Annotated in this window: 17 protein-coding genes, 4 tRNA genes and 1 riboswitch; of the genes, 3 read left to right on the top strand and 18 right to left on the bottom strand. The window is 60.4% G+C overall.

The window, feature by feature from the left end:
* Positions 1–38 precede the first annotated feature (38 nt).
* The 3 genes from J3P88_RS07630 to J3P88_RS07620 form a co-directional block, all read right to left on the bottom strand.
* Entirely contained in the window at positions 39–557 is a 519-nt protein-coding gene (locus J3P88_RS07630; protein ID WP_109753925.1) for a toxin-activating lysine-acyltransferase, read from the bottom strand.
* 9 nt (positions 558–566) lie between these two features.
* Positions 567–2,228 (bottom strand): ShlB/FhaC/HecB family hemolysin secretion/activation protein, encoded by a 1,662-nt coding sequence (locus tag J3P88_RS07625; protein ID WP_434574576.1) that lies wholly within the window; start codon positions 2,226–2,228, stop codon positions 567–569.
* Positions 2,229–2,678: 450 nt separating this feature from the next.
* Positions 2,679–2,755: transfer RNA gene (locus tag J3P88_RS07620), tRNA-Arg, on the bottom strand.
* Positions 2,756–3,282: 527 nt separating this feature from the next.
* On the opposite strand from J3P88_RS07620, the gene J3P88_RS07615 reads away from it, so the two are divergent.
* The gene (locus J3P88_RS07615) at positions 3,283–3,609 is read left to right on the top strand and encodes an Arc family DNA-binding protein (protein ID WP_186707061.1); all 327 of its coding nucleotides are present in this window, start codon (positions 3,283–3,285) and stop codon (positions 3,607–3,609) included.
* An 810-nt stretch (positions 3,610–4,419) separates the two neighbouring features.
* On the opposite strand, the gene mgtE is transcribed toward J3P88_RS07615, so the two are convergent.
* Positions 4,420–5,862 carry a magnesium transporter gene (gene mgtE, locus J3P88_RS07610; protein WP_060741018.1) on the bottom strand — a complete coding sequence of 481 codons (1,443 nt, stop codon included), beginning with the start codon at positions 5,860–5,862 and terminating at the stop codon, positions 4,420–4,422.
* Positions 5,863–6,183: 321 nt separating this feature from the next.
* On the opposite strand from mgtE, the gene J3P88_RS07605 reads away from it, so the two are divergent.
* Positions 6,184–6,687, top strand: coding sequence for a cell envelope protein SmpA (locus J3P88_RS07605; protein ID WP_434574575.1), 504 nt, complete (start codon positions 6,184–6,186; stop codon positions 6,685–6,687).
* A 40-nt stretch (positions 6,688–6,727) separates the two neighbouring features.
* On the opposite strand, the gene J3P88_RS07600 is transcribed toward J3P88_RS07605, so the two are convergent.
* The 7 genes from J3P88_RS07600 to ltaE all read right to left on the bottom strand — a co-directional run bounded on the left by J3P88_RS07600 (position 6,728) and on the right by ltaE (position 12,691).
* Positions 6,728–6,804 (bottom strand) — tRNA-Arg (locus J3P88_RS07600).
* 72 nt (positions 6,805–6,876) lie between these two features.
* Positions 6,877–6,953 (bottom strand) — tRNA-Arg (locus tag J3P88_RS07595).
* 107 nt (positions 6,954–7,060) lie between these two features.
* Positions 7,061–7,151, bottom strand: a tRNA-Ser gene (locus J3P88_RS07590).
* A 62-nt stretch (positions 7,152–7,213) separates the two neighbouring features.
* Entirely contained in the window at positions 7,214–7,402 is a 189-nt protein-coding gene (gene csrA / locus J3P88_RS07585; RefSeq protein ID WP_003178872.1) for a carbon storage regulator CsrA, read from the bottom strand.
* Positions 7,403–7,586: 184 nt separating this feature from the next.
* Positions 7,587–8,828 (bottom strand): aspartate kinase, encoded by a 1,242-nt coding sequence (locus tag J3P88_RS07580; protein ID WP_053124398.1) that lies wholly within the window; start codon positions 8,826–8,828, stop codon positions 7,587–7,589.
* Positions 8,829–8,918: 90 nt separating this feature from the next.
* Positions 8,919–11,540, bottom strand: coding sequence for an alanine--tRNA ligase (gene alaS / locus J3P88_RS07575; RefSeq protein WP_434574574.1), 2,622 nt, complete (start codon positions 11,538–11,540; stop codon positions 8,919–8,921).
* Positions 11,541–11,686: 146 nt separating this feature from the next.
* A complete protein-coding gene (ltaE, locus tag J3P88_RS07570) occupies positions 11,687–12,691 on the bottom strand; it encodes a low-specificity L-threonine aldolase (RefSeq protein ID WP_186707064.1) in 1,005 nt (334 codons plus the stop codon).
* 269 nt (positions 12,692–12,960) lie between these two features.
* Positions 12,961–13,128, top strand: a riboswitch (FMN riboswitch).
* A 98-nt stretch (positions 13,129–13,226) separates the two neighbouring features.
* Between ltaE and J3P88_RS07565 the strand changes: the two genes are divergently transcribed.
* A complete protein-coding gene (locus tag J3P88_RS07565; protein WP_186707065.1) occupies positions 13,227–13,736 on the top strand; it encodes a 6,7-dimethyl-8-ribityllumazine synthase in 510 nt (169 codons plus the stop codon).
* Positions 13,737–13,859: 123 nt separating this feature from the next.
* On the opposite strand, the gene astE is transcribed toward J3P88_RS07565, so the two are convergent.
* The 7 genes from astE to J3P88_RS07530 form a co-directional block, all read right to left on the bottom strand.
* On the bottom strand, positions 13,860–14,867 hold the full coding sequence (gene astE / locus J3P88_RS07560; RefSeq protein WP_434574573.1) for a succinylglutamate desuccinylase: 1,008 nt from the start codon (positions 14,865–14,867) through the stop codon (positions 13,860–13,862).
* 12 nt (positions 14,868–14,879) lie between these two features.
* Entirely contained in the window at positions 14,880–15,167 is a 288-nt protein-coding gene (locus J3P88_RS07555) for a hypothetical protein (protein WP_003178862.1), read from the bottom strand.
* A 69-nt stretch (positions 15,168–15,236) separates the two neighbouring features.
* Positions 15,237–16,583: an N-succinylarginine dihydrolase gene (gene astB, locus J3P88_RS07550; RefSeq protein WP_434574572.1), complete on the bottom strand. Its 1,347-nt coding sequence runs from the start codon at positions 16,581–16,583 to the stop codon at positions 15,237–15,239.
* A 132-nt stretch (positions 16,584–16,715) separates the two neighbouring features.
* Entirely contained in the window at positions 16,716–18,185 is a 1,470-nt protein-coding gene (astD, locus tag J3P88_RS07545) for a succinylglutamate-semialdehyde dehydrogenase (RefSeq protein WP_434574571.1), read from the bottom strand.
* Complete coding sequence (astA, locus tag J3P88_RS07540) at positions 18,182–19,207, bottom strand: arginine N-succinyltransferase (protein ID WP_434574570.1); 1,026 nt, start codon at positions 19,205–19,207, stop codon at positions 18,182–18,184. Before astA ends, astD begins: the two co-directional genes overlap by 4 nt.
* A 54-nt stretch (positions 19,208–19,261) precedes the next feature.
* Complete coding sequence (aruF, locus tag J3P88_RS07535) at positions 19,262–20,281, bottom strand: arginine/ornithine succinyltransferase subunit alpha (RefSeq protein WP_003178851.1); 1,020 nt, start codon at positions 20,279–20,281, stop codon at positions 19,262–19,264.
* A gap of 176 nt (positions 20,282–20,457) precedes the next feature.
* On the bottom strand, positions 20,458–21,678 hold the full coding sequence (locus J3P88_RS07530; RefSeq protein ID WP_186707070.1) for an aspartate aminotransferase family protein: 1,221 nt from the start codon (positions 21,676–21,678) through the stop codon (positions 20,458–20,460).
* Positions 21,679–21,816: the final 138 nt, after the last annotated feature.

Raw genomic sequence — 21,816 nt, 5'->3', positions numbered from 1 at the left:
CCATTTGCGGAGCCGGCCCGCACGAGCAGTGGTTGGAGTTACGCTTCGATTGCCAGCGGATGGGCGGCAAACCAGGCCTGGGCCTGTTCGGGAATGACCCCGATGCCTTGGAATGTCTTGACCCGCAGGCCGCGCTCGTCGCCTCGGTGATAGAGGGCACGGGCGCAGCGATCGATAAAAAGATGACGTTGCAACAAGCGGCTCAATACCGCCGTGTGGCCAAAGGGAGCGACCCAGTCGTTGAGCCAGAGGCGCTCGCCGCTGTTCCAGTCGTCCTGGGTCAGCGCCAACGGCGACTGCCGCAGGTAGCGTTGCTCCGCCGCCTCGTCGAGGTTGAGCCAGGACAGGTAGAACACCGGCTTGCCGTGTTCGGAACCAAGCACGAACTGGCGATGCTTGAGCGCCGGCAGCAGCAGCGTTGGCAAGGTGTGCAACGGCGCGTCGCGATGGGCCTTGGAGTGCATCCACAACCAGGTGGCGGAGCCGAACACCGCGGCTTCGCTCCAAGGCTCGTCGATCAGGCCGGGGGCGATAATGTCTAGCGTCTCGAACTGCATGGAATCACCTCAGAATGACCAGATGACGGTGAACGCGCTGGTCACGTTGGCCGTCTCGAAACCATCGGGCTTCTTCAACGGCGTCCCCACCGACCAGTCATAGGACAGGCCTTTGTAACCGCCGCGTATACCCACCACGGCCCCCGCCAGGCGCTGGCCGATCAGGAATTCACTGGATTGGCCGCTGACCTCGCCATAGTCGATACCGGTGTAGAGTTCCTGGCCGGTCTGCCCCAGGGACAGGCCGATTTCGTTGCGCAGGGTCCAGCCACGGTCGGCGGACAGAATGTTTTCGCCATCGAAGCCGCGCACGCTGTAGCGCCCGCCGATGGAGAAACGATCCTGAGGCACCAGCGGCGTGCGGTTCCATTGCGCGCGCCAGCCGCCGATGTAGCGCAGGCGCTGATCGCCAACCTGGAACGGCACCTGCAATTGGGCATCGGCGGTGATGATCTGCGAGCGTGACGTGCCGGCGTCAAAGTCTTCTTCAGGCGCCCTGAGCGCATCATGGGCACCGGTGCCGCGACGATAAGCGACGCCCAGGTCAAGAATCGAAGCGCCAATGAACTCCCGATGATCCAACCCCAACTGCCAACCGGCCATGCGGCGTTTCTGGTTGCCGACTTCGGTGTCGTCGATGAAGTTCTCAGAGGAGCGCGTCCACAGGCTGCCCCAGGCCGTGGTCTTGCGAACGGCGTCACGGTACAGCAGGCGTGACAGGCGCACCTCGTTGTTGCGACTCTCGCCCCGGTACTGATAGGTCTGGTTGGCGCCGGCGACCGACTGTTCGTAGTTGTATTCGCTGCTGGTGAACCCCAACTGCCAATAACCGAACGGCAGCGAATAATGCAGCGTGCTGCCATCGGAGCCGCGATGGCCGGACTCGCCACCGCCCAAGTCATGGTTGACGCTGGCGTAGAACAAATCGTTGAGCGACAGCAGGTTGTCCAGGGACAGCGACACGTTGCCCTGGTATTTACCCGTGGTCTTGCTGCCCGAATTGTCCACCGACAGGCTCACCCGAGCGGGGAACCGCTGGCTCCAGGCGATTACCACGTCGCTCTCACCGGGTTTGGCGTCGGCGGCACGGGCGGGCGCGATCTTGATGTCGGCCTCGGCGGTCGGCACGCGCTTGAAGTTCTCCAGCGCCTGCTCGATGTCGCGCAAGTTGAGCAGATCGCCAGGACTGGCCGGCATCGCGTTCCAGGCATTGGCTCGGGAGCTGGTGCCCTCTTCGAAACGAATCTCACGGATGCGCCCCGGCACGAGGGTCAACACCAGGACCCCACTGTTCAGATCCTGGGCTTCGGCCAGTACGCGCGTGGTGACGTAGCCGGCCTCGATGATCGCATTCTGCATGCGTTTCATCGTCAGGTTGATCCCGTCGCCACCGAGGCAACGGCCAATGGCCGGATCATCCTTGGGGTTGGCGGCGCGCAACGCCCACTGGAATTGTTCCGACGCTTCGCCGATCAGGCGAATGTCATTGATGGCGAAGCAGGGACTCTCCTTGGCGGGCAAGCGCTCGACACCTTCATCCACGGGTGTCGCCTGCAAGCGTACGTCCGGCCGGGACTCCAATTGCTCCCTCAGTACCCGTTCGCGTTCTTGCTGGCGCAGCAGCTCTTCTTCAGGCCCAGCCGCCTGTGCAGCGCTCCACGCGCCCGTCATCCAGGCCGCCATCAACAGCAGTGCGAGACGCCTGGCGTTCTGTGCGGATGAACGGGTTGCGTCAACACAACGGCGAGGGCTGCTCGGTTTACACGTTCGGCAGGGTGCGGCTGGCTGCATGTCACATCCTTGTGGCCTGAATCAAAGACACGGTGGGTCAGGCCTGCGAAATGCGGCACCGACATCGGTAAAAAAGAGGTACGAATCCATCGGCTACGAAGGAAAAGTCCTACAACGTACCGAGACGGTCTGATGGCAGAGGGGGGAGAAAGTTTCGCGTTACCGAAACAGGCTCGGTAAAAAAGAGCAAAAATGGGCAGTCGATCACAGCCTGGGGAATGAAGAGTGGTGCAAGGCACGCATGGCGCGCTGAAGGCGAAGATGATCGCTTGGGACGGGGAATGAAGCAGGGGAAAGTGAGCGGCAAACACGCTAACCCACTGTTTATAATGGTGTCCCAGGGCAGGTTCGAACTGCCAACCTTCCCCTTAGGAGGGGGATGCTCTATCCAATTGAGCTACTGAGACACGAGTCGACCACGAGGAATGCGGTGCGCGGAACGGCGTGCATGTTAACGACCTGCCCTGCGTTTGTCATGTCGTCCCTTTTTTAAGTGTAGGCAAAATGGTATTGCTCGGAAGGCTGGATAGGCCAGACAGCCATGCCTCGGCCACCATTCATCTGCCCCAGGCTTGTTCATCCTAGTAAATCGGCCATTTGCCACTATCCTGTACAAGACAGGGACGGCAGGCGTTTTTGTCCATTTCCGTTATCCGCCAAACGGTATGGCACAACGACACAATCTGACGGTCACAAAATGCGAACCTGTTGTTTTTTCCAACCAGTCCGCATTTTTTTGATGAAAGGTGCTGGCATAACGCCTTTACCCGGATCAGAATTTGTCACAGAATTGGCGCCAATGATCTGGCAATTTTGAGGCATGATGCGGGCCTCTTAACAATTCAGGTTGAACATTTGGCAACGGGGCTTGTCCTATCGACATCCTGCGGCCAATCCCAAGAACCGCTCCCCTGAACTAACCGGTTAAATAAATATGCGCCCAATGAAACAGGCAATTTATTCCAGCCGTACGGCTGACAAGTTCGTCGTACGTCTGCCAGACGGAATGCGGGAACGCATTGCCGAGGTGGCTCGTAATCATCATCGCAGCATGAACTCTGAAATCATTGCGCGCCTGGAGCAAAGCCTGATTCAGGAAGGTGCACTGGGTGAAGAGTTGAGCATGCGCCTGGACAGCCCAGAGCTGTCTTTGCATGAACGCGAGTTGCTTCAACGCTTCCGACAACTTTCCCACCGCCAGCAGAACGCCCTCGTTTCGCTGATTGCTCATGACGTAGAGATGGCCGCAGAGCCGAGCTGATCACACACAAAACACTCAAGCCAGCTTCGTGCTGGCTTTTTTATGCCTGGCGTTTGGCCCTCCTTCCCCATTTTTCTCGTGCCCATAAGAAAGCCCGCCAACCTGTGGGAGCGAGCTTGCTCGCGATAGCGGTGGTTCAGTCACATGGATGTTGGGCTTGCCGGCCCCATCGCGAGCAAGCTCGCTCCCACAGGGGTTCCGTGCTGGATATAAATTTTGTGTTCACTGGAAATTGAATGTGGGTGCGAGCCTGCTCGCGATGGCGGTAGCTCAGTCAAATGGATGCCAGGTTTTCCGGCCTCATCGCGAGCAGGCTCGCTCCCACAGGGGTTCCGTGTTGGATATAAATTTTGTGTTCACTGGAAATTGAATGTGGGAGCGAGCCTGCTCGCGATGGCGGTAGCTCAGTCAAATGGATGCCAGGTTTTCCGGCCTCATCGCGAGCAGGCTCGCTCCCACAGGGGGTTCCGTGTTGGATATAAATTTTGTGTTCACTGGAAATTGAATGTGGGTGCGAGCCTGCTCGCGATGGCGGTAGCTCAGTCAAATGGATGCCAGGTTTTCCGGCCTCATCGCGAGCAGGCTCGCTCCCACAGGAGATCGCGGCCTTTAATAAGAAACAGGTCGGCTACCAGGCCGCCTCGGAGAACCCTAAGCAGCCGTTACCGCAGAAACGGATATGCGCACCACCCGCTTGGAAAAAGGCGATTAGACTTTTCAAAAAAAAACGGCGCTTTTCATTTCTGAAACAAGCGCCGTTTTTCCCAAGTGAACAGTATTACGCCAACAGGCGGCTTTCCCGATAAATGATCAAAGCAGAAAGATAGTCGCCAACCCCAGGAAAATGAAGAACCCGCCACTGTCGGTCACCGCGGTAATCATGACGCTGGCACCCATGGCAGGATCACGCCCCATACGGGCCAACGTCATGGGGATCAATACCCCCATCAATGCCGCCAGCAGCAGGTTGAGTGTCATCGCGGCCGTCATGACCACCCCCAGCGACCAGCTGCCATAAAGCAGATAAGCCACCACACCGATCACGCCACCCCAGATCACGCCGTTGATCAAGGAGACAGCCAGCTCCTTGCGCATCAACCGCGAGGTATTGCCGGTGCTGACCTGGTCCAGCGCCATGGCACGGACAATCATGGTGATGGTCTGGTTACCGGAGTTGCCACCGATACCGGCGACGATGGGCATCAGCGCCGCAAGCGCCACCAGCTTCTCGATGGAGCCTTCGAACAGGCCGATGACCCGGGAAGCCACGAACGCCGTGATCAGGTTGATCGCCAGCCAGGCCCAGCGGTTACGCAGGGACTTCCAGACCGAGGCGAAGATGTCTTCCTCTTCGCGCAGACCGGCCATGTTGAGGACTTCGCTTTCGCTTTCCTCACGAATCAAGTCGACCATTTCATCGATGGTCAAACGGCCGATCAGCTTGCCGTTCTTGTCGACCACCGGTGCGGAAATCAAGTCATAACGTTCGAATGCCTGGGCCGCATCGTAGGCGTCTTCGTCCGGGTGAAAGCTCACCGGGTCGCTGGCCATGACCTCGGCGACCTGCTTTTCCGGGTCGTTGACGAGCAGGCGCTTGATGGGCAGCACGCCCTTGAGCACGCCGTCATAGTCGACCACGAATAGCTTGTCGGTATGGCCGGGCAGCTCCTTGAGACGGCGCAGGTAACGCAAGACCACTTCAAGGCTGACGTCCTCGCGGATCGTCACCATCTCGAAGTCCATCAACGCGCCGACCTGCTCCTCGTCGTAGGACAGCGCCGAGCGCACACGCTCACGCTGCTGGCCGTCGAGGGCTTCCATCAGCTCGTGGACAACATCCCGTGGCAGTTCGGGCGCCAGGTCGGCGAGTTCGTCGGCGTCCATCTCCTTGGCCGCCGCCAGCAACTCGTGATCGTCCATGTCGGCGATCAGGGTTTCCCGAACCGAGTCCGACACTTCGAGCAGGATGTCACCGTCGCGGTCAGCCTTGACCAACTGCCAGACCGTCAGGCGCTCTTCCAGTGGCAGGGCTTCAAGAATGTAGGCGACGTCGGCGGAGTGCAGGTCATCGAGCTTGCGTTGCAGCTCGACGAGGTTCTGCCGGTGGACCAGGTTCTCGACCCGGTCATGATTCGGGCCTTCCTGGCGATGCGTCAGGTCTTCGACGACCCGCTGGCGCTGCAGCAGCTCAACGACTTGAGCGAGGCGATCCTGAAGGCTTTCCTGCGTTTTTTTTACTTCTACTTGGGTCATAGGCGAACTCCACTCCCAGCAGTGGAGCACGCCGGAAGGATCAATCAGTTAATTCATGATTGGCAAAACTAGATATTGAGTAACTACTGGGTAAGTCCATGGAGATATTCCAAAGCCCCGGCGGGGCTGACGGGCGCAATCATACACCGCTTGTCGCTTTAAAACGCTAAAAAATCATGGCAAGAACAAGCGCTTGCGAGACAAACCTGAACACAGGCTGAACCATCCCCTTACGACGACTTATTCAGAAAAGAAAACACACGCGCCGATAGGAATGCAGCGACTACCCTTTTCTCCTGCACCGTCAAGGAGGACGATCGGATGCCTGTCAGCCACTACCTGTTCCTGCTCGCCGCCCTGCCCTGCCTGCCGTTGTGGGCAGCCGGGCAGACCGTGCACCGCTGCGAAAGTCTTGCAGGGCACGTGACGTTCACCACCTTGAGCTGCGGCCCGGGAGAAGCCCTGTCGCTGCAGCAGATCCACCCGTACAGCCCTGGCACGAGCGAGCCGACGACCGAAGCGATGCTGCCCGAAGCGGAGCGCCGACAAACATCCGGCAACACAACCGCCCGCAAGGAACCGACCGTGGTTGGCCAGTTCCAGGACCGCTGCGGGAACCTCATCGATGCCAGGCAACGGCGCGATGCCATCCTGGAACGACGCATCGTCGTCGGCATGAGCCAACAAGACGTAGAGAGCGCCTTGGGCAAGCCAGATTCGATCAAAGTCAGGAATTCGAGCACACGCTATACCTACAAGGCGAAGAAAGGTCGCAGCGCCGAGGTTGTGTTCGATGAGAAGGGGTGCGTGAAAGGCAAATCGTAGACAGCAAAAAGCCCGCGTTAAACGCGGGCTTTTTGGTGTTTGGTGCACTCGACAGGATTCGAACCTGTGACCGCTCGGTTCGTAGCCGAGTACTCTATCCAGCTGAGCTACGAGTGCAAGTTGTGGTTTTATACCAGATCACAACTGGTTGAAGCCAAGTTATTTGCATTGCTGCAAACGACTCTTAAATGGTGCACTCGACAGGATTCGAACCTGTGACCGCTCGGTTCGTAGCCGAGTACTCTATCCAGCTGAGCTACGAGTGCATTTGTTGCCGCGCATTATAGGTCGTCAATTCCTTTTGTAAAGCGCTTTTTTCAGTAATTTCAACCACTTACCGATAAAGCCAGGTTCTGACGCACTAAACGAATAATGGCGGAGAACGGGGGATTCGAACCCCCGACACCCTTTTGAGGTGTACTCCCTTAGCAGGGGAGCGCCTTCGGCCACTCGGCCAGCTCTCCGCAACACGGGGCGTATATTAACCACCTTCATCCCCGTTTGCAAACATAAAAATCGATAAAAATTAATGGCTTGGTTCGTCGTCCTTCTCTTTCTTGATACGCAGGTAGATTTCCTCCCGGTGTACAGCGACCTCTTTCGGGGCATTGACGCCGATACGCACTTGGTTTCCTTTGACGCCGAGCACGGTCACGGTGATTTCGCCATCGCCAATAATCAGGCTTTCTGCACACCGACGGGTCAGAATCAGCATACCTTTCTCCTCACGCAATTCACTTAAGGGACAACAGTCTGCAAAAAAAAGGCATTGGACCTACAACCGAAACGGTCGAAGCCTACAGGCCTAGTATTGACCAGCGCGGGCAAAAGAACAGTTTTGAGACGCGCCATTCAGAAAAACAAAGGGCGCGGTCCAGCCGCGCCCTCAAGACAACGCTTTATTCGCCCTGTTGGACAGCAGCGTCGAGTTCGAAAGCCGTGTGCAGGGCGCGCACGGCCAGTTCCAGGTACTTCTCTTCGATGACCACGGAAACCTTGATTTCCGAGGTAGAGATCATCTGGATGTTGATGCTTTCCTTGGCCAGGGATTCGAACATGCGGCTGGCCACGCCCGCGTGGGAACGCATGCCGACACCAACGATCGAGACCTTGGCGATCTTGGTATCGCCCACCACTTCCCGGGCACCGATCTCGCCAGCGGTCTTTTTCAGGATCGCTTCGGCAGACTGGTAGTCGTTGCGGTGCACGGTGAAGGTGAAGTCTGTGGTGTTATCGTGCGAAACGTTCTGCACGATCATGTCGACTTCGATGTTCGCGGCGCTGATCGGGCCGAGAATCTTGAACGCCACGCCGGGGGTGTCTGGCACGCCACGGATGGTCAGCTTGGCTTCATCGCGGTTGAAAGCGATGCCGGAAATGATCGGCTGTTCCATGGATTCCTCTTCATCGATAGTAATGAGGGTGCCCGGACCCTCTTTGAAGCTGTGCAGAACGCGCAGCGGAACGTTGTACTTGCCGGCGAATTCAACCGCCCGGATCTGCAACACCTTCGAGCCGAGACTGGCCATTTCCAGCATTTCTTCGAATGTGATCTTGTCCAGGCGCTGGGCCACAGGCACGACCCGTGGGTCGGTGGTGTAGACACCGTCCACATCGGTGTAGATCTGGCATTCGTCAGCCTTGAGAGCCGCTGCCAGCGCCACGCCGGTGGTGTCGGAACCGCCACGGCCGAGGGTGGTGATGTTGCCCTGCTCGTCCACGCCCTGGAAACCAGCGACGACCACGACACGGCCAGCCTTCAGGTCACCGCGAATCTTCTGGTCGTCGATCTGCAGGATACGCGCTTTGTTGTGCGCGCTGTCCGTCAGGATGCGCACCTGGTTGCCGGTGTAGGACACCGCCGGCACACCACGCTTGATCAGCGCCATGGCCAGCAAGGCGATGGTCACCTGCTCGCCAGTGGAAACGATCACGTCCAGCTCGCGGGGAACCGGTTGCTGGTCGCCGCTGATTTGCTTGGCCAGATCGATCAGACGGTTGGTCTCGCCGCTCATGGCCGACAGCACAACCACCAGGTCATCGCCCGCTTCACGGAATTTCTTAACCTTGTCGGCGACTTGTTCGATTCTCTCGACAGTGCCGACCGAGGTGCCTCCAAATTTCTGTACGATCAAAGCCATTTCAAAGCCGCCTCTGCCCATGAAGGGCGCCCAATAATTCAATCAGCAGCGCGCGGGCTCGTCACTAGACCACGAGCCCGCGACGCTGCCTTAAATACCCTGCTCTACAAATGCAACGGTCTGGGCCAGTGCCGCGTCCAGTGCGCCGACGTCGGTACCACCGCCTTGCGCCATGTCCGGACGACCACCGCCCTTGCCGCCCACTGCCGCGGCGGCCTGCTTCATCAAATCACCGGCTTTGAGTTGGCCAGTCAGGTCTTTGGTCACGCCTGCGACGAGAACGACCTTTTCCTCATGGACACTGCCGAGCAGGATCACTGCGCGGCCGAGTTTGTTTTTCAGTTGATCGACCAGTGCCAACAGCGCCTTGCCATCCTGGCCGTCCAGACGCACGGCCAGCACCTTCACGCCCTTGACGTCCACGGCCTGGGCCGACAGATCGTCGCCCGCGGCGCTGGCGGCCTTGGCCTGCAACTGCTCGAATTGCTTTTCCAGCAGGCGGTTGCGTTCCAGCACAGCCGACAGCTTGTCGATCAGGTTGTCGCGGCTGCCCTTGATCAGGATGGCCGCTTCCTTGAGTTGTTCTTCGGCCGCGTTGAGGTACGCCAGGGCCGCAGCGCCGGTAACCGCTTCGATCCGGCGCACGCCGGAGGCCACGCCGCCTTCGCTGATGATTTTCATCAGGCCAATGTCGCCGGTCCGGTTGGCGTGAATGCCACCGCACAGCTCAACGGAGAAGTCGCCCATGCTCAGCACACGCACGCTGTCGCCGTATTTCTCGCCGAACAACGCCATCGCGCCCTTGCGCTTGGCAGTTTCGATGTCGGTTTCTTCGGTTTCCACCGGGGAATTCTTGCGAATCTCGGCGTTGACAATCTCTTCCAGCGCCTTGATCTGCTCAGGTTTGATGGCTTCAAAATGGCTGAAGTCAAAGCGCAGGCGCTGACTGTCCACCAACGAGCCCTTCTGCTGGACATGCTCGCCCAGCACCTGGCGCAACGCTGCGTGCAGCAAGTGCGTGGCGGAGTGGTTCAGCGATGTCGCGTGGCGAACCTCGGCATCGACATGGGCCGCCACGGGAGCGGCGATCATCAAGCTGCCCGACGCCAGCACGCCGTGGTGCAAGAAGGCGCCGCCGGTCTTGGTGGTGTCACGCACGTCGAAACGCGAGCTGCCCGCTTGCAGGTAACCGCTGTCGCCGATCTGGCCGCCGGATTCGGCGTAGAACGGCGTCTTGTCCAACACGATCACGCCTTCCTGGCCTTCGCTCAGGATGTCCACCGACTGCCCATCCTTATAGATGGCAACGATCTTGGCCGAACCGGTGGTGCCGGCATAACCGGTGAACTCGGTGGCCACGTCAACCTTGACCAGGCTGTTGTAGTCCATGCCGAAGGAGCTGGCGGAACGCGCGCGCACCCGCTGGGCTTCCATCTCGCGCTCGAAACCATCCTCGTCGAGGGTCAGGTTGCGTTCGCGGGCGATGTCGCCAGTCAGGTCCATCGGGAAACCGTAGGTGTCGTACAGCTTGAACACCACGTCGCCCGGGACCACGTTGCCCTTGAGTTCGGCCAGGTCCTGCTCGAGGATCTTCAGGCCTTGCTCCAGAGTCTTGGCGAATTGCTCTTCTTCCGCCTTGAGCACGCGCTCGATGTGCGCCTGCTGGGACTTGAGTTCCGGGAAGGCTTCGCCCATCTCGGCCACCAACGCTCCGACGATCTGATAGAAGAAGCTGCCCTTGGCGCCCAGCTTGTTGCCGTGACGGCAGGCGCGACGGATGATCCGGCGCAGCACATAACCGCGGCCTTCGTTGGAAGGCAGTACACCGTCGGCAATCAGGAAACCGCAGGAACGGATGTGGTCAGCGACGACTTTCAGCGAAGCCTGGTTGTCGTTGGTGCAACCGATGGCCTTGGCCGACGCGCTCAGCAGGCTCTGGAACAGGTCGATCTCGTAGTTGGAATGAACGTGCTGCAGCACCGCACTGATCCGCTCCAGGCCCATGCCGGTGTCCACCGACGGCGCTGGCAGCGGATGCAACACGCCATCGGCGGTGCGGTTGAACTGCATGAACACGTTGTTCCAGATCTCGATGTAGCGGTCGCCGTCTTCTTCCGGCGAGCCGGGTGGGCCGCCCCATATGTCGGCGCCGTGATCGTAGAAAATCTCGGTGCAAGGACCGCATGGGCCGGTGTCGCCCATGGTCCAGAAGTTATCGGAGGCGTAAGGCGCGCCTTTGTTGTCGCCGATGCGCACCATGCGCTCTGCAGGGACACCGACCTCTTTGGTCCAGATGTCATAGGCTTCGTCGTCAGTGGCGTAGACCGTTACCCAGAGCTTCTCCTTGGGCAGGTTCAGCCACTTGTCGGAGGTCAGGAAGGTCCAGGCGAAGGTGATGGCGTCGCGCTTGAAATAATCACCGAAGCTGAAGTTACCCAGCATTTCGAAGAAGGTGTGGTGACGTGCGGTATAGCCGACGTTTTCCAGGTCGTTGTGCTTGCCGCCGGCACGCACGCACTTCTGGCTGCTCACTGCACGGGTGTAGGCACGTTTTTCCTGGCCCAGGAAGCAGTCCTTGAACTGGTTCATCCCCGCGTTGGTGAACAGCAGGGTCGGGTCGTTGCCCGGAATCAAAGAGCTGGAGGCTACTCGAGTGTGGCCTTGCTCTTCGAAGAAGCGAAGGAAGGCTTCACGGATTTCTGCGCTTTTCATTAGGTTCTTCCACGGAGGCTGCGGCCAAAGGCCTGTGCAAAACGTCAACAGACGAAGCAACGGCAAAGGGCCGCATTATATCGGCCCCGCGCGTGGGGTACAGCGTGTTTATGCAATAGAAACTGTCAATTGCCCCGATTGGCGGGTCATTGGTGGGAAAATTCGACGAAAGTGGCGACCACCTGGTCGATTTGCGCCGCGCTCACGTCCATGTGCGTCACCATTCGCAAGCGTGGCGCCGCGCTGAGCTTGACGCCCCGCTCATCGGCAAACGCCTTGATCGCCTCGGCCCGCTCGCCCATCTGCACGTAGACCATGTTGGTCTGCACCGGCTCGACCTCGTAGCCCGCCGCGCGCAAGCCCTCGGCAAGCCGCTGGGCATTGGCGTGATCATCGGCCAGGCGCTGGACGTTATGGTCCAGGGCATACAGCCCCGCCGCCGCGAGAATCCCGGCCTGGCGCATGCCGCCACCGACCATCTTGCGCAGCCGGCGCGCCTTGCCGATCAGCTCGACGCTGCCGCACAGGACCGAGCCCACCGGCGCGCCAAGGCCCTTGGACAGGCACACCGACACCGAATCGAAATGTTGCGTGATCTGCCGGGCATCGACATTCAACTTGACCGCGGCGTTGTACAACCGCGCCCCGTCCAGGTGCAGCGCCAGGCCATGTTCCTGGGTGAAACGCCGGGCCCGAGCCAGGTATTCCAGCGGCAGCACCTTGCCCTGCATGGTGTTTTCCAAGGCCAGCAGGCGGGTGCGGGCAAAGTGGAAGTCATCGGGCTTGATCGCCGCGGCGACGTGCGCCAGGTCCAGGGAACCGTCCGCCTGTACTTCGAGAGGCTGAGGCTGGATCGAACCGAGCACCGCCGCACCGCCACCTTCGTACTTGTAGGTGTGGGCCTGCTGGCCGACGATGTATTCATCGCCACGCTCGCAGTGGGCCATCAACCCCAACAGGTTGCTCATGGTGCCGGTGGGCACGAATAGCGCCGCGGCGAAACCCAGGCGTTCGGCCAGTTCGGCTTCGAGGCGATTGACGGTCGGGTCTTCGCCATACACATCGTCGCCGGTCGGCGCACTGGCCATGGCATCGAGCATGCCGGCGGAAGGTTGGGTGACCGTGTCGCTGCGAAGATCGATAACACTCATGAATCTGGCCTCGGGTGCTGTTTGGGGAATTCCCTTTCGAAGGACAATTACTGCGGGCATGGGCAAGAATAATCAAGCCCGCTCGAAGTAATTTCCGTGGCGAGGGAGCTTGCTCCCGCTGGACTGCGAAGCAGGCCCATCTTTTGCGGCTGCTTCGCAGCCGAGCGGGAGCAAGCTCCCTCGCCACAATGTGTGCTCAAGGCTTCCAAGTCATGCACTGCACCGGAATATGTGTTAAAAATCGTCCGCCGTTACAAAATGTGGCGGCAAAACGTTCTCAGGGCGGGGTGCAACTCCCCACCGGCGGTAATTGCACGCAACGTGCATAGCCCGCGAGCGCTTGGCGATACATCACTGTTGGGGTGTAGCGACAAGGTCAGCAGACCCGGTGTGATTCCGGGGCCGACGGTCATAGTCCGGATGAAGAGAGAACGGGATCGACACCCAAGGGCCGACTGCGACTCCGTGCGCGGCGTACCCTCGAATCCCCTTCGATTCATGACGCCCTGTTTTTCACACAAACAGGAACCAGAACATGCAACCCACTGCAATCGACAGCAAAAGCAAAAGTCATCCGGGCGAGCGCGTCGCGTTCATCCAGGCCTGCTGGCACAAGGAAATCGTCGACCAGAGCCGGAAAGGCTTCGTCGCCGAAATGATCCTCCAGGGTTACCAGGAAAGTGATATCGACTTCTTCGAAGTCGGCGGCGCCTTCGAAATTCCGCTGCACGCCAAGCTGCTGGCCAAGTCAGGCCGCTACGCCGGCATCGTCGCCGCCGGCCTGGTGGTGGACGGTGGTATCTACCGCCACGAGTTCGTCGCCCAATCGGTCATCAGTGGCCTGATGCAGGTGCAACTGGAAACCGAAGTGCCGGTGTTCTCGGTCGTGCTCACGCCGCATCACTTCCATGCCGGGGACGAACACCAGAAGTTCTTCTTCGAGCATTTCGTGCACAAGGGCCAGGAAGCGGCGAAGACCTGCGCCGATACCTTGCACAAGACCCGGGCGTTGCGTCGCAGTGAACAGCGAGCGGTAGCGGTGTAAAAGCGGCTAAAAAACCTGTGGGAGCGGGCTTGCTCGCGAATGCGGTGTGTCAGTTAACAAATATATTGCCTGACACATCGCATTCGCGAGCAAGCCCGCTCCCACACTGGAATGAGGTGGGTTTTAGACCAGGCTTTCGTCCGTCGTCGGCACGATCAGAATGCCAGCCCGCAAGCCATTCTTGACCTTGGGGTTCGGGAAGATGATCCGCGCGCCCTCCTCTTCGATCACCCAGCGGGTCTGGGCGATGTCTTCGGCCAGCACATAGCCTTTTTCAAGCTCGGAGAAGTTCTCGACATCCGCCGGCAGGTTAAGGCGGAAACTGTCGCTGTGCTTGATGATTTCCCGGGCCACGCTGAACAGCTGGAGGCCATCGAGACCCTCGTCCAACTCCGGCTCGTTGCCTTCGATGATCTGGTGCAGGCCAGTTTCCAGCAGGCTGACGTTGACCCCGTCGTTCTGCCCGAATGGCCGGGCCTTGCCCAGCTCCAAGGTGAAGGATTCGGCACCGAGCTGATCGTAGGTATAGGCACTGAACACGATGGACGGCTTGTTCTGCAGCAGCACCGCCTCCATGCCCGCGGCACGCAGGCGCGCCAGTTCCCGGCGTGAATGCTGGCGACCTTCTTTCCATGGATAGAGGGCGAACTGCTCGATTTTCGAGCCACGAATCGCAGTGTGCAGGTCGTAGTGCAAGCGACTGCGCTCCGGCCGACTGAAGAAACTGGCGGCCAGCCGTTCCAGCTCACAGGCCCGTAGCGCTTCAGGACCGCCGCTCAGTTCATGGCGACCGTTGAACAGCCGGTTGACGTCCTGTTCGACGAAACGCTCCCCGCGCCGGATGGCCTCGGGGTTGCCGAACAGGAACAGAATGCGTGCCCGCGGTTTCAGATCACCACGGGCGATGTCGTGCAGCAAGCGGTCGAGCAATTCGATCGGCGCGGTTTCGTTGCCGTGGATACCGGCTGATAGCAGCAGGTCCAGGCCATTATCCCGGGCTTCGGGCGGCTTGACCTCCAGCGCGCCCTCGCTCAACCAGCGCATCCGTACGCCTTCGACAGTCAGTTGAGTCTTCTCCGCCGGTTCACGGCCGGCGAGGGTCAGTTCAAGCAGTTTGCCGAGGGCGAGCATAGCGCGGTTTCCTTAATGGTCGTGGCCGCAATCCGGGCCATGGACATGGTCATCGTCGCCGACGTCCGCCGGTTCCATTTCCAATTGCAGGCTGACCAGGTTGGTCGCCAATGGACGCAACAACAGGTTGGCGTATTCCTCGTCCCCTTCCTCGACGTCAACGCCGATCAGCAGCTGACCGCGGCCATCCTGCTGGATCCACAATTCCTTGCCTTGCCACATCACCGCGACGCGGGTGCAGGAGGTTTCCAGTTGGGTGCCGTCGGTGTCTTCAAGGATCAGCTGCAGGGTATCGCTCATGTCTTTACATTCTCGTCTGGGGATAAGGCAACGCGCCCTGCTTTGACTGTAGTCAGGTCGCGCGCGCTTTCAATTGATCTGGAAAGGATAAACCGCGCCAAGTTTAAGGATTTGTGTCAGTTCATCCAGTGCCCCGCGGCATTCGAGCAGCAACTGCGGGTCTGCCAGGTCATTCTCGGTCATGCGGTCGCGGTAGTGACGCTCGACCCATTGGGTCAACGACTCGTACAGCGGCGCGGTCATGATAACCCCTGGGTTGACGGCCGCCAGTTCGGTTTCGTTCAGCGCTACACGCAATCTCAGGCAAGCGGGGCCGCCGCCGTTCTGCATGCTTTGCTTGAGATCGAAGACCTTCACTTCGCGAATCACCCCGCCAGACCCCGTCAGGCCTTGCAAGTATTGCCAGACGCGTTCATTGCCACGGCATTCTTCCGGCACGATCAATAGCATCGAGCCGTCGGGGCGCGACAGCAACTGGCTATTGAACAGGTAGGAACGAACCGCATCATCGACGGTGACCGCCGAACGCGGTACGCACACCGATTGAAATTTCCCACCGACCTTGGCGAGTTTGCTGCTCAATTCGGCCAGCATCTTGTCGGTCTCGAGAAACGCGTCCTCGTGATAGAACAGCACTTCGCCATTGCCCACGGCGATCACGTCGTTGTGGAACACGCCTTGGTCGATCACCGACGGATTCTGTTGCGCGTAGACCACGCCCTCCTCCCGCAGACCGTGCAGGCGCGCAACCGCCTGGGAGGCTTCGAGGGTCTGGCGTGCCGGGTACTTCTGCGGTGCGGGGTAACGGGTGTCGAAGGCACTGCGACCGAAGACGAAGAATTCGACGCCGGCCTCGCCGTAGGCGCGGCAGAAACGGGTGTGGTTGGCCGCGCCTTCATCACCGAACTGCGCCACCGCCGGCAACGCGGCGTGATGGGCGAAGTGTTGTGGGTTGGCGAACATCGCCCCCAGCACACGGCTGGTGGTCGGGTGCTCGATGCTGCGGTGGTATTTGCAGTTCAGGTTGGCGGCGGTGAAGTGCACGCGGCCATCAGCGGTGTCGGCGCTCGGGCTGACCGTGGCGGCGTTGGCCACCCACATGCTTGAGGCCGAGCAACTGGCGACCAACAGTGGCATCGCTTCTTTCGCGGCCTGCTGGATGACTTGGGCATCGCTGCCGGCAAAGCCCAGCCGGCGCAGGGCCGCCACGTCCGGGCGTTCCTGCGGTGCAAGCACGCCTTGCTGGAAACCCATGTCCATCAGCGCTTTCATTTTCGCCAGGCCTTGCAACGCCGCTTCCTTGGGGTTGGAAGACTGCTGGCTGTTGCTCTGGGAGGCGACGTTGCCGTACGAGAGCCCGCCGTAGTTATGGGTCGGCCCCACTAGACCGTCAAAGTTGACTTCATAGGATTTCATCAGCGAGGCTCCACGAGAATCTGTTTTTTATAGGCATCAATAACAACCGAGTCGCGGCTATCGCGGGCAAGCCTTGCTCCCACAGGTTTTGCATAACTCCTGTGGGAGCAAGGCTTGCCCGCGATGGCGGTCTCAAGACATGCGCACACCGGGGGTCAAGGCAGCCGGCATGACCAGGCTCGGTGTCTCCAGGGAAGCCACCGGATAAGCGCAATAATCCGCCGCGTAATAAGCGCTGGCGCGATGGTTGCCCGAGGCACCGACGCCGCCGAACGGCGCGCTGCTGGCGGCGCCGGTCAGCTGTTTGTTCCAGTTGACGATACCGGCGCGGCTTTGCAGCCAGAACTGTTGGTAACGCTCCTGGGAATCGGACAACAACCCGGCCGCCAGGCCATATTGCGTATTGTTGGCCTCGGTGATTGCCGCTGCGAAATCCTTGTAGCGGATGACTTGCAGCAACGGCCCGAACAGCTCTTCATCGGGACGCTCCGCCACAGCCGTCACGTCCAGGATACCCGGCGTCAGCAAGGCTGCCTGGGGCTGCGGCTGGGTCATGGCCAACAGCGGCACGGCGCCTTTGCCCAGCAAATGGTTCTGCGCATCCATCAGCGCCTTCGCCGCGCCCAGGGAAATCACCGAGCCCATGAACGGTGCCGGTTGTTGGTCGAAGGCACCGACTTCAAGGGTCGAACTGACCGCCACCAGGCGCGCCAGCAACGCATCGCCCCAGGCGCCTTCCGGCACCAGCAGGCGGCGCGCACACGTGCAGCGCTGCCCGGCGGAAATGAAGGCGGATTGGATAATGGTGTAGACCGCCGCATCGACGTCCGCCACCTCATCCACCACCAGTGGGTTGTTACCGCCCATTTCCAGCGCCAGGATCTTGTCCGGGCGTCCGGAAAATTGTTGATGCAAAAGGTTGCCGGTACGACTGGAACCAGTGAAGAACAGCCCGTCGATGCCCGGGTTCGCCGCCAGGGCGATACCGGTTTCCCGCGCGCCTTGCAACAGGTTCAACACGCCCGCCGGTAGACCGGCCTCGATCCAGCACTTGACCGTCAGCTCGGCGACTTTCGGCGTCAGTTCGCTCGGTTTGAACAACACACTGTTGCCGGCCAACAACGCTGGCACGATATGGCCGTTGGGCAAGTGGCCGGGGAAGTTATAGGGGCCGAACACCGCCACCACACCGTGGGGTTTGTGGCGCAACACAGCGGTGGCATCGCCGAGGGGGCCGCTCTTCTCGCCGGTCCGCTCGCGGTAGCTCTGCACCGAAATGGCGACCTTGTTGACCATGCTGGTCACCTCGGTCGCCGCTTCCCACAACGGCTTGCCGGTTTCTTCACCAATGCACCGGGCCAGTTCGTCAGCATGGCTCTTCAGGGACGCGGCAAAGGCCTCCAGCACCTGGATGCGTTCATCCAGCGAGCGGCGCGCCCAGTCCGGGAACGCCTGGCGCGCGGCCTGCACCGCCGATTCCACCTGCGCCGCAGTGGCACCGTTGCCCGACCACAACACCTGCTGGGTGATTGGGTTCAACGACTCGAAGAGGTCGCCCTGGCCTTCCAGCCAGCTACCTGCGATGTACAACGACTTCATCATTTCGACTCCCGGGCAGCAGACAACGCGACGGCACGCACTTGATCGCCGGCGTTGAGTTGAAGACGTTTGGCGGTCAGCGGATCGACCACCAGTGTGCCTGCGGCGAAGCGCGCCGGTGCAGCGGTGATGCGGCAGTCTTCGCGCTTGCGGTTATGGATGAGGAACGGCGTGGCGTCATCGCCCGGCGTACCGATGGCCAGCACCAGTGCCTGGCTGTCGCGAATCGCGCGGATCTTGCCGGTTTCGCATTCCACCGCCGGGCCGGCGTCGAAGATGTCGACGTAACCCTGGTAGCTGAACCCTTCGCTTTTGAGCATCGACAGCGCCGGTTCGGTATCTGGATGAACCTGGCCAATCACGGCCCGGGCATCTTCGGACAAGAAGCAGGTGTACAGGGGGAACTTGGGCATCAGCTCGGCGATGAACGCCTTGTTGCCAACGCCAGTCAGGTAATCGGCCTGGCTGAATTCCATCTTGAAGAAATGCCGGCCCAGGCTTTCCCAGAACGGCGAACGCCCGTTGTCGTCGGACATGCCGCGCATCTCGGCGATGATCTTGTTGCCGAACAACTGCGAGAATTCGGCAATGAACAACAGCCGCGCCTTGGCCAGCATCCGGCCGTTGAGGCCATTGCGGAAGTCGGCGTGGAGGAACAGCGAGCACAGCTCGGAATTGCCGGTCAGGTCGTTGGCCAGGAACAACGTCGGGATTTCCCGATAAATGTTCAACTCCTGGGACGCGCTGACCGTCAGGCCGACCCGGAAGTTGTACCAGGGCTCACGCAATCCCACCGCGCCGGCGATGGCGGAAATGCCCACCACGCGACCGTCATCGTCTTCGAGCACGAACAGGTAGTCCGCGTCACCACGCCCGGCTTCGCCGCGAAAGGTCTTCTCGGCCCAGCCGACCCGATGGGCCAGGCGTTCTTCGTTGGCCGGCAAGGTAGTCAGGCCGGTGCCCGTGCTGCGGGCCAGGGCGATCAGAGCGGGTAAGTCGCTGCTGCGTACGGGACGAACGATCATGCTATCTCCTCAGACGGGCCGCTCTCGCCACCCGCGAAACTCAGCTGTAAAGCGTTATACCGCTACCAAACGTACGCTGGCGCCTTCGCCAACGCCCAAGGCTTCGGCCGCTTCCATGTCCAGCGTTACAGGCTTGCCTGGCGCGTAGTCGAGCTCGAGCAGCACGGCGCGGTAATCCTGCAGTTGGGCATTGGCCACCAGGTATTGGCGGCCGGCACCCTTGACCGGTTCGCCGATCTTGACCGGCACCACGCGGCTCTGGGCAATCGAACGGATGCCCGAGACGCGGGCATGCAGGGTCGGGCCACCGTCGAAGATGTCGATGTAGTGATCGGTCTCGAAACCCTCGCGCATCAGGATGTCGAAGGTGATCTGCGCCCGCGGATGAACCTGGCCCATGGCTTCCTGGGCGGCGTCCGGCAACAGCGGCACGTAGATCGGGTAATGGGGCATCAGTTCGGCGAGGAAGGTACGGCTTTTCAGCCCGCACAAACGCTCGGCCGCCGCGTAGTTGAGGTCGAAGAAGTTGCGACCGATGGCGTCCCAGAACGGCGAGTCGCCATTCTCATCGCTGTAGCCGACGATCTCGGTCACCACCGAATCGGCGAACCGCTCCGGATGGCTGGCGACGAACAACAGCCGCCCGCGGGAATTGAGTTCCGACCATGGCGAACCCACCAGCTCCGGCACCACGTAGAAACTGGTCAGCAGGCTGTTGCCGGTCAGGTCGTGGCATTGGGAGAGTACGTGGATCTTGTTGTGGATCTTCAGCTCACGGGACGCGTGAACGAAGGTCTCGTTGCGAAAGCTGTAGAACGGTTCGGAATAACCGGCCGAAGCGACAATGGCCGAACAGCCGGCCAGCTTGCCGGTCGCGGTGTCTTCGAGGACGAAGAAATAGCTCTCTTCGCCGTTGAAACTGACTTCGGCGGCAAACGAGGCTTCGCTGGCGGCGATCTTGTCGCTCAGGCGTTCAACGTCATCCGGCAAGGAGGTGACACCGATCGGACTGTCCGCAGCCAGACGCTGTACCTCGCCCAGATCAGCCATTTGCGCGGGGCGCATCACCAGCATGGTGTCACTCCTTAACTTGAAATAAACGGTTCGACGGTCACGTCGACACAGAGAAAAAAATACTCAGTGTGGGAGCGGGCTTGCTCGCGAAGGCGGTTTGTCAGTCAACATTTGCGTTGAATGCGATGGCCTCTTCGCGAGCAAGCCCGCTCCCACAAGGGAGGTCCGGGTCAGCCTCAGGCTTGCGTCAACTTCGCCGCAGCCCGCTCGAAGCGGTCCAGGCCGGCGTCGATGTCGGCGTCTTCCACCACCAGGCTCGGGGCGAAGCGAATCACGTCCGGGCCGGCTTGGAGGATCATCAGGCCTTCCTGTTCGGCGGCGTTGAAAATGTCCTTGGCCTTGCCTTTCCAGGCGTCGTTCAGCACGCAACCGATCAGCAGGCCCAGGCCACGCACCTGGGTGAACAGGCCGTATTTCTCGCCGATCTGCTCCAGGCGCGCCTTGAATTTGTTGTGCTTGGTCTTGACCCCACCGAGCACTTCAGGGGTATTGATCACGTCGATCACCGCCTCGGCCACCGCACACGCGAGCGGGTTGCCACCGTAGGTGGTGCCGTGGGTGCCGACGACCAGGTGCTTGGCCAGCGCTTCGGTGGTGAGCATCGCCGCGATCGGGAAACCACCGCCCAGGCTCTTGGCGCTGGTGAGGATGTCCGGGACCACGCCGTAATGCATGTAGGCGAACAGATGGCCGCTGCGGCCCATGCCGGTTTGCACTTCGTCAAAGACGAGCAGCGCATCGTGGGCATCGCACAGGTCGCGGGCGCCTTGCAGGTAGGCCTGCTCGGCCGGCAGCACACCGCCCTCGCCCTGGATCGGTTCCAGCACAACGGCGCAGGTCTTGTCGGAAATGGCGGCTTTCAAAGCAGCCAGGTCGTTATAAGGAACGTGGGTAATGCCGGTAATTTTAGGCCCGAAACCGTCGGAGTACTTCGATTGCCCGCCGACGTTGACGGTGAACAGGGTGCGACCGTGGAAGCTATTGAGCGCGGCGATGATTTCGTATTTTTCGCTGCCGAAACGATCGAACGCAACGCGACGGGCCAGCTTGAAGGCGGCCTCGTTGGCTTCGGCGCCGGAGTTGCAGAAGAACGCGCGCTCGGCGAAGGTCGCGTTGACCAGTTTGTGAGCCAGGCGCAGGGCCGGTTCGTTGGTGAAGACGTTGGAGACGTGCCACAGCTTGTTGGCCTGTTCGGTCAGTGCACCGACCAGCGCCGGGTGGGCATGGCCCAGTACGTTGACTGCGATCCCGCCAGCAAAGTCGATCAGCTCGCGACCGGATTGGTCCCATACGCGGGAACCGGCACCACGCACAGGAATGAAGGCAGCAGGTGCATAGTTGGGAACCATAACCTGGTCGAAATCGGCGCGTTGTACCGCGGCTTGCTCAACGGACATCGGAGTCTCCTGATGAGGAACACCCGCCTGGAACTGGCGAGCTTGGTAAGGATTGTAAGGACAGTTTTCAGCCCGGCCTTGCCGCCAAGCGACAACTTCTTATAGCGCCAACCCACGTTTTGCGCGGGTTTACGGCAA

This window comes from Pseudomonas sp. Z3-6, assembly GCF_051131985.1.
GTDB lineage: Bacteria > Pseudomonadota > Gammaproteobacteria > Pseudomonadales > Pseudomonadaceae > Aquipseudomonas > Aquipseudomonas zanjanensis.
This window is presented reverse-complemented; position numbering and strand designations above follow the sequence as displayed.

Excerpts from the sequence above, each read along its gene's own strand:
- J3P88_RS07630 (WP_109753925.1), bottom strand. The coding sequence starts at position 557 with ATGCAGTTCGAGACGCTAGACATTATCGCCCCCGGCCTGATCGACGAG.
- J3P88_RS07625 (WP_434574576.1), bottom strand. The coding sequence starts at position 2,228 with ATGACGGGCGCGTGGAGCGCTGCACAGGCGGCTGGGCCTGAAGAAGAG.
- J3P88_RS07615 (WP_186707061.1), top strand. The coding sequence starts at position 3,283 with ATGCGCCCAATGAAACAGGCAATTTATTCCAGCCGTACGGCTGACAAG.
- mgtE (WP_060741018.1), bottom strand. The coding sequence starts at position 5,862 with ATGACCCAAGTAGAAGTAAAAAAAACGCAGGAAAGCCTTCAGGATCGC.
- J3P88_RS07605 (WP_434574575.1), top strand. The coding sequence starts at position 6,184 with ATGCCTGTCAGCCACTACCTGTTCCTGCTCGCCGCCCTGCCCTGCCTG.
- csrA (WP_003178872.1), bottom strand. The coding sequence starts at position 7,402 with ATGCTGATTCTGACCCGTCGGTGTGCAGAAAGCCTGATTATTGGCGAT.
- J3P88_RS07580 (WP_053124398.1), bottom strand. The coding sequence starts at position 8,828 with ATGGCTTTGATCGTACAGAAATTTGGAGGCACCTCGGTCGGCACTGTC.
- alaS (WP_434574574.1), bottom strand. The coding sequence starts at position 11,540 with ATGAAAAGCGCAGAAATCCGTGAAGCCTTCCTTCGCTTCTTCGAAGAG.
- ltaE (WP_186707064.1), bottom strand. The coding sequence starts at position 12,691 with ATGAGTGTTATCGATCTTCGCAGCGACACGGTCACCCAACCTTCCGCC.
- J3P88_RS07565 (WP_186707065.1), top strand. The coding sequence starts at position 13,227 with ATGCAACCCACTGCAATCGACAGCAAAAGCAAAAGTCATCCGGGCGAG.
- astE (WP_434574573.1), bottom strand. The coding sequence starts at position 14,867 with ATGCTCGCCCTCGGCAAACTGCTTGAACTGACCCTCGCCGGCCGTGAA.
- J3P88_RS07555 (WP_003178862.1), bottom strand. The coding sequence starts at position 15,167 with ATGAGCGATACCCTGCAGCTGATCCTTGAAGACACCGACGGCACCCAA.
- astB (WP_434574572.1), bottom strand. The coding sequence starts at position 16,583 with ATGAAATCCTATGAAGTCAACTTTGACGGTCTAGTGGGGCCGACCCAT.
- astD (WP_434574571.1), bottom strand. The coding sequence starts at position 18,185 with ATGATGAAGTCGTTGTACATCGCAGGTAGCTGGCTGGAAGGCCAGGGC.
- astA (WP_434574570.1), bottom strand. The coding sequence starts at position 19,207 with ATGATCGTTCGTCCCGTACGCAGCAGCGACTTACCCGCTCTGATCGCC.
- aruF (WP_003178851.1), bottom strand. The coding sequence starts at position 20,281 with ATGCTGGTGATGCGCCCCGCGCAAATGGCTGATCTGGGCGAGGTACAG.
- J3P88_RS07530 (WP_186707070.1), bottom strand. The coding sequence starts at position 21,678 with ATGTCCGTTGAGCAAGCCGCGGTACAACGCGCCGATTTCGACCAGGTT.